The following is a 2,610-nucleotide window of genomic DNA, read 5'->3' on the forward strand; positions in this document are numbered from 1 at the left end:
GATGAGGCCAGTGAATCCAATATCTTCGTTGACTGACAGGCCGCCATCGCGAGCAAGCTCGCTCCCACAGGTAGGTGTACACCTGAAGAATCCAATAATTCCAAGAAGGTATCGATATGCGCTTATTGAAATCCATGGTCCCGACCGCACTTGCGGTTTTGTTCAGCGCCGTTGCCCAGGCTCAGCCCCAGGTCAGCGTCTACAACTGGACCGACTACATCGGCGAAACCACCCTCGCCGACTTCCAGGCCAAGACCGGGATCAAGGTGATCTACGACGTATTCGATTCCAACGAAACCCTTGAAGGCAAACTGCTTGCCGGTCGTACCGGGTATGACGTGGTGGTGCCGTCCAACCACTTCCTCGCCCGCCAGGTGAAGGCCGGCGCGTTCCTCAAGCTCGATCGCGAGCAACTGCCGAATTTCAAGAACCTCGACCCGAAATTGCTGGCGCTGCTGGAGAAAAACGATCCGGGCAACGCACACTCGGTGCCGTACCTGTGGGGCACCAACGGCATCGGCTATAACGTCGACAAGGTCAAGGCTGTGCTGGGCATCGACAAGATCGACTCCTGGGCCGTGCTGTTCGAACCGGAGAACATCAAGAAGCTCAGCGCCTGCGGCGTGTCGATGATGGACTCAGCGGACGAAGTGTTCCCGGCGATGCTCAACTACATGGGCATGGACCCACGCAGCGAAAACCCCGAGGACTTCAAAAAGGCCGAAGCCAAGCTGCTGAGCATTCGCCCCTACATCACCTACTTCCACTCCTCCAAGTACGTCTCGGACCTGGCCAACGGCGATATCTGCGTAGCGTTCGGATACTCGGGTGACGTGTTCCAGGCCGCCAACCGCGCCAAGGAAGCCGGCAATGGCGTGAACATCGCCTACGCCATTCCCAAGGAAGGCGCCAACCTGTGGTTCGACCTGCTGGCCATCCCCGCCGACGCCAGCAACCCGAAGGAAGCTCATGCCTTCATCAACTACCTGCTGGACCCGCAAGTGATTGCCAAGGTCAGTGAGTCGGTCGGCTACGCCAACCCGAACCCGGCCGCCAAGCAGTACATGGACCCTGAGCTGGTCAGCAACCCCGAGGTTTATCCGTCCCAAGAAGTCCTCGACAAACTCTATATCTCCACCACGCCGCCGCAGTCGATCATGCGCCTGATGACCCGTTCGTGGAGCAAAGTGAAGTCCAACAAATGAATCAGTACACCAAGGAACACACCCACTCCTATTACGCGGCGTCCGCCAAGGGCATGAGGCAGCGTCCCGCGCTGGCCTCGGACCTGGTGGCCGATGTCTGCGTGGTCGGCGCGGGTTTCACCGGCATCAACACCGCCATCGAGCTGGCCCAGCGTGGGCTCTCGGTGGTCCTGCTGGAGGCCCGACGGATCGGCTGGGGCGCCAGCGGGCGCAACGGCGGCCAGTTGATTCGTGGTATCGGCCATGACGTCAGCGGTTTCGCCAAGCACATCGGCGCCGATGGCGTGCAATACCTGGAACACGCCGGGAACGAGTCGGTGCAAGTCGTGGCCAATCGCATCCGCAAGCACGGCATCGATTGTGACCTGAGCTGGGGCTTCTGCGAACTGGCCAATACCCCGGCCCAGTTCAAGGCGCTCAAGGCCGAGCAGGTGCAACTGATTGAATCCGGCTACGCCTTTGAAACCCGACTGGTGGCGCCAGAACAAATCCGTGAACAGGTGGTGAACTCCGGTGTGTACGCCGGCGGCCTGGTGGACATGGGATCGGGGCATTTGCATCCGCTGAACCTGGTCCTTGGCGAAGCGCAAGTTGCCGAGTCCCTTGGGGTGCGGATTTTCGAGCAGAGCCCGGTGCTGGAGTTGATCCATGGCAGCACGGTGCAAGTGCGCTGCGCCGGTGGCACTGTGAGTGCAGGCACGTTGGTGCTTGCTTGCAATGCCCATCTGGAAGAGCTCGAACCGAAGCTCAGCGGCAAAGTACTCCCGGCAGGCAGCTACATCATCGCCACCGAACCCTTGTCGCAAGAGGCCGCTGCAAAACTGATCCCGCACAATGTTGCGCTGTGCGACCAGAAGGTCGGCCTGGATTACTACCGGCTCTCGGCTGACCGGCGCTTGTTGTTCGGTGGTGCCTGCCATTACTCCGGGCGCGATCCTTCGGACATCAGCGCCTACATGCGCCCGCAGATGCTCAAGGTGTTCCCGCAACTGGCCGATGTGCGCATCGACTATCAGTGGGGCGGCAAGATCGGCATCTCGGCCAACCGCTTCCCCCAGGTCGGGCGCCTGAGCCAGCACCCGAACGTGTTCTACGCCCAGGGTTACTCAGGCCATGGCCTGAACGTGACTCACTGGTGCGCGAAGTTGTTGGGCGAAGCGATCCATGCCGGCCACAGCAAAGGCTTCGACGTGTTCAGCGCCGTGCCGCACATGACCTTCCCCGGCGGACGCACACTGCGTTCACCCTTGCTGGCCCTTGGCATGTTCTGGTATCGGATGCGGGAAATGCTGGGCTGACGTAGGCCTGCCGGGCGCCTGCTAACCACTGTGGGAGGGGGGGGGGGGGGGGGGGGGGGGGGGGGGGGGGGGGGGGGGGGGGGGGGGGGGGGGGGGGGGGGGGGGGG

At 61.9% G+C, this 2,610-nt stretch carries 2 protein-coding genes; both read left to right on the forward strand.

Annotated elements, in window-relative coordinates; all coding sequences use genetic code 11:
* Positions 1-116: 116 nt before the first annotated feature.
* Positions 117-1,205 carry a polyamine ABC transporter substrate-binding protein gene (locus AC3WTM_RS15140; protein WP_102669565.1) on the forward strand — a complete coding sequence of 363 codons (1,089 nt, stop codon included), beginning with the start codon at positions 117-119 and terminating at the stop codon, positions 1,203-1,205.
* A complete protein-coding gene (locus AC3WTM_RS15145) occupies positions 1,202-2,503 on the forward strand; it encodes an NAD(P)/FAD-dependent oxidoreductase (RefSeq protein ID WP_102669564.1) in 1,302 nt (433 codons plus the stop codon). The genes AC3WTM_RS15140 and AC3WTM_RS15145 overlap by 4 nt, the downstream gene beginning before the upstream one ends.
* The last annotated feature ends 107 nt before the right edge of the window (positions 2,504-2,610 follow it).

Source organism: Pseudomonas sp. EU05-FHT14B02, from assembly GCF_058791055.1.